Annotated in this window: 1 protein-coding gene; it reads left to right on the plus strand. The window is 54.3% G+C overall.

Translation table 11 applies throughout. The features are described 5' to 3' along the window. Positions 1-232 (plus strand): VCBS domain-containing protein (locus tag RH86_RS18205; RefSeq protein ID WP_009387890.1); only part of this gene is annotated, 232 nt, incomplete at both ends.

Below are 232 nucleotides of genomic sequence, written 5' to 3' on the forward strand. Positions count from 1 at the left end.
CTCGCTCACCATCGATGCGGATGGCAACTGGGTGTATAACGTCGATAATGCCGACGTGCAATACCTGGCGCAAGATGAAACTAAGGTGGAAACGTTCACTGTCGCCTCGATGGATGGCACCACCCACGATATCGTGATTACCATTACCGGTATTAACGACAGCGCGGTCATCTCTGGCGATGCAGTCGGCGCCGTGACCGAAGATGACACCGCTCCAGTGCTAACCGATTCA

The organism is Vibrio sp. N418, assembly GCF_000222565.1.
Taxonomy (GTDB): domain Bacteria; phylum Pseudomonadota; class Gammaproteobacteria; order Enterobacterales; family Vibrionaceae; genus Vibrio; species Vibrio scophthalmi.